Below are 4,705 nucleotides of genomic sequence, written 5' to 3'. Positions count from 1 at the left end.
TAAAAAACAAAGGCAATAGTGACTATGTTGCAATTTAAATGCCGATTAGCTTACCTTCTGCCAAAACGATCTGAACAAAACTTCTTGGTATTCTGAAAATTGGTTACATTTTACCCTAGAAAATGCACATAATGCCTTTGATCAAGCGTGCGATCGCTGGCGTAGACTATACAAAGATGCAGTTGAACAATTAGACAAAGCCCGCGACAGCACAAGTCGTTACACCAGAGGCTATGCGACCCAAGAAGAACGGGATATCGCTAAAGCCCAAGAAAAAGAAGCACTGCGACAAATTGACCTGTTAGTGGGACAAGTGCAAGGTAAAAGCAATAATCAGTTTGAATTTTACCCCTATCGTTACTTCGCTGCCGAGGGATTTTTACCTGGGTTTAACTTCCCCCGCTTACCAGTCCGGGCATTTATTCCCACAGAAGAAAGTGGCGAATTTATTTCCCGCCTCCGCAGCGTAGCTTTGAGAGAATTTGCCCCTGGTAATGTTATTTACTACGAGGGTAGTAAATTTATGGTGGCTAAAACCAAAATCCCTGTTGGCGGTGCTGACTATCAACGGGTAAATGTCTGCTTTAAATGCGGTTATTTTCATGAAGGGGCAACCAGTCACCGCGATACCTGTGAGAACTGCGGGGCAAAACTTGTCGATAGTAACAATAATAAGGCTTTACTTACACGCTTATTATCAATGGAAACTGCGATCGCCTGGAGAAGAGAACGCATTACCTGCGATGAAGAAGAACGCCTTAAATACGGTTACAACATCACTACCCATTTCCGTTACGACCAGCAAAAGCGCCAATCAGCAACGGTACAGACTGCCGATGGTACAGAATTATTACGTTTAACCTATGGCGCTACAGCAGACATCTGGCATATTAATCGCGGATTGAATAAGAAAAAAAGCGAGGAACGAGGATTTAAACTCGATATCAAAACTGGTATTTGGGGCGATGCCAAAAATGACTCAGCAAAAGATAGCATTCATGCCGACGTTAACTTAATGGTGAAAAACACCTGCAATATTCTGGTTGTTGAACCATTAGGTGTACCCACAGATGAAAGAGAAGCTTTTATTGCCACACTGCAATATGTATTGGAAACTGCTATCCAAGCAGTGTACAAATTAGAAGCCGATGAACTCGACTCCGAACGCCTGGGAGACGGAAAATATTTGCTGTTCTGGGAGGCTACGGAAGGCGGTGCAGGTGTCCTTTCTCAACTATTAGAAAAACCTGATTCTTTTCAAAAAATAGCCGATGCAGCTTTAGATATTTGCCATTTCAAAGAACCTAAAGATAGCTGTGTCCAAGCTTGCTATGAATGCTTGCTTTCTTACCGCAACCAGTTCGACCATGCTTTGATCAATCGCTATCTCATCAAACCCTTACTTGACGAACTGCAAAAAAGTACAGTGCAGATAGAAGGAATATGTCGTGATGAACAGTATCAACAACTGCTGCAACAAACAGACCCGAATTCTGAATTTGAACGCGTAGTTTTACATGAAATATATCACGGGGGATATAAATTACCCGATACTGCACAGGAATTGATTCCAGAGTCAAACTGTAAGCCAGATTTTCTTTATAAAGAAAATTGCATTGCTGTTTTCTGCGACGGTTCAGTTCATGACAGCCCTGAAAAACGTAAGCAAGACCAAATTGAACGGGATAATCTCAAGCACAACACCAGTTACCATATTCTTGCCCTACGCCATGATGAAGATTGGCGAAGAGAATTGACAAAACTAGCAAGTTTGTGAATGGCTTTAGAGTGCGATATTACTTCCAAAATTAGAACTTAAGCATCAATCAGTAACTAAATTTTTTGCTGATTGTGCATAAGTTTTTTTCATTATAATCACTCATTTAAATATTACTCGCCATTGTTGTTACAACCTCATAAATGGGAATACTGAGAGTAGTATATAAATGAGAATCTTATGTTTAATAAATCAAAGGAATCTTTACCGTTAGTAAAAGCCAAGCGGCATTTAGCAGACAATTGCGAACAGCAGAGACTCATAGCTTTAGAAGAAGCACTAACTTTGGGTCAACAAGGTTTAGATTTGTTCACACAGCAAGCCTTACAGGATAATTCAGAAAAAATCCGACAATCTGCTTACTGGATACTCCATCAACACAACCCTTATCTCTGCAAAAATTCTGGAGAAATAAGCTTTAATAAACCGATATTCCCTACAGATACAATTGCCTGTGTTGCCATCAGTCCTGATAATCAAATTTTAGTGGGAGGAAGCTGGCAAAAAATTTGGGTTTGGAACTTACAAACAGGAGAATTGCTTCGCACCATCGATGCACATTCTCATTGGGTTTTATCTGTCGCTATTAATCGAGGTAGCAATACCCTTGTAAGTAGTAGCGCAGATACAACAATTAAAGTATGGGATTTAAGCAAAGGCTCATTAATTCGGGAAATCAATGCTCATTCCAACTGGGTTAATGCCGCAGAAATTACACCTGATGGCAAAGCTATAGTTAGCGCCAGTGCAGACAAAACAATTAAAATCTGGGATTTCAATACAGGTAAATTGCAACATACCCTTAAAAACCATTCGGGTTCAGTTTTAAGTCTAGCAATTAGCCCAGATGGAAAAGCTATTGCCAGTGGTAGTACAGATAAAACGGTTAAATTATGGAATTTACAATCAGGAAGATTATATTGTAGCTTAGAAACACATTCCGACTGGGTACAAGCAGTTAAGATTAGTCAAAATAGTAAATTCTTGATTAGTGGTAGCCGTGATGGAGATATTAAAGTTTGGCAGGCAGATTTTAAGATTAAAAATGAATTAAAATCTTTTGATTCAAATAATACAGGCTTAATCACTAAAATTATAGGTTTTATATTTTTAATAGTAATTTCCAAGTTCACGGCAGGAGCGGTGTTTTGGATTGGTGCGCTATTCCTTGCTATAGGCGAGCTAATTAGCAAAAAAAATAAGCATACACATACATTAAATGTATCTAAATTAAAATATAGCTACTCTATTCATCAAGAGTTAACTGATACAGTCAATAACCTTATTATTAGCCCTGATGGCAAAAATCTTATTAGCGCCAGTAATGATAACGCGAAGCAGTGGTGTATTGAAACAAAACAATTAGTCCGTACTTTGACTGGTCACTCTGGTTTTGTTTCTTCTGCTGCTATCAGCCCTGATGGTAAAATTCTTGCCACCGCCAGTAATGACTGGATTAAACTTTGGAATTTCCATACAGGTCAATTACTGCATCCGCTAAAAGGTTGTGCTGAATCAAGATTAAGCCACATATCAATTTTTCCCCTTCAAGTACAGCTTGAGTGTGGGCAGTGCCAAATCTTTAGTATCAAAGGAATCGACCAAAATGGTTTAGACATTAGTGTTCAAGAATTATCATGGCAGGCAGAGGGAGGCAATATTGATAACAGTGGCTTATTTATAGCCGGTGAAAAAGAGGGAGAATTTACAGTTACAACTACAGCAGGAAGCTTCCAAACCTCTGCATCAGTTACTATTATCGAACCTTCCAGATTGACACAATTAATTATTACACCTCAAGAAATAAAGCTGGAGTGTGGTCAAGCTCAAGCTTTTAATATCAGAGGGTTAGATCAACGAGGTTCAGAAATTAGTGTAGAAAAATTATTGTGGCAAGCTACGGGTGGCACTATTGATGATCATGGAACTTTCCATGCTGGACAAAATCCTGGGGAATTTGCAATTACAGCAAATTTAGAAGCAGTCAAAACCTCTGTTTCAGTCACACTAATTGAACCAGCCAAACTCAAAACATTAATTATTTTTCCCTTAAAACCCACATTGACGTTCGGTGAGAGTTTGCACTTTACTATCAAAGGTGTGGATCAGTATGGTAGCGATATCAAGCATGAAGAAGTAACTTGGAGTGCAACAGGCAGCACAATTTTTCCTGACGGTAGATTACAAGCAAGTTATCAAGAGCAAGAAATTACTGTCATTGCCAGTGTTGGAGAGATTAGCACCTCTACAATAATTAATGTCATTGAACCTGCAAGATTAACTATACTCGCCATTTCTCCCCAAAAAGTTGAAATGAAGCCTGGGGAACACCAACACTTTAGCATTCAAGGTTTAGATCAACGGGGTAATGCGATCGCAACTGAGAAAATAGCTTGGAACGCCACAGGTGGAAAAATTGACCAAGATGGGAATTTTATAATTAATCAAAATGCCAAGGGTGACTTTAGCATATCAGCTTGTGCAATTGAACAAAATGTAAGTGCTTTTGCCAAAGTTGTTGTACCTGTAGTTTTACAACGGCTAGAAATTTTTCCCAAGGACATACAAATTGAACCTAATGAAATCCAAACCTTTACTGCCAAAGGATTTAACCAGGAAGGAGATGAAATTGGCATAGGAAGAGTTGATTGGCAATCTACAACTGGAGGATTGATTGATGATGATGGTATGTTCATTGGTAGTTACGACATAGATACAGTTGACATCATTGCTACTGTTGGAGATGTCCACGATGTAGCTTGTGTAGGCTTGCTTCCAGTTCTGAGAAGTTTAGAAATTGAGCCACAAGGAAGGCAACTTAAACCGAATGAACAGCTTAATTTAAGGGTTAGGGGATTTGACCAATTTAGCAACCCACATTCAGCAGGTAATTTAAGACAAAAAATAATATTGGTGACAAGATGCACC

General features: G+C 39.1%; 1 protein-coding gene and 1 pseudogene. Both read left to right on the top strand.

What is annotated here, in order from left to right:
- Nucleotides 1-304 precede the first annotated feature (304 nt).
- On the top strand, nucleotides 305-1,777 hold the full coding sequence (locus VB740_RS35860) for a DUF1998 domain-containing protein (protein WP_323204561.1): 1,473 nt from the start codon (nucleotides 305-307) through the stop codon (nucleotides 1,775-1,777).
- Between the two features lie 180 nt (nucleotides 1,778-1,957).
- Nucleotides 1,958-4,705 (top strand): annotated as a pseudogene (locus VB740_RS35855) (WD40 repeat domain-containing protein); the annotation flags it as partial.

The organism is Nostoc sp. UHCC 0251, from assembly GCF_034932245.1.
Classification (GTDB): Bacteria; Cyanobacteriota; Cyanobacteriia; order Cyanobacteriales; family Nostocaceae; genus Nostoc.
Note: the sequence above shows the minus strand (reverse complement) of the source record. Positions and strands in the feature narration are given on the sequence as shown.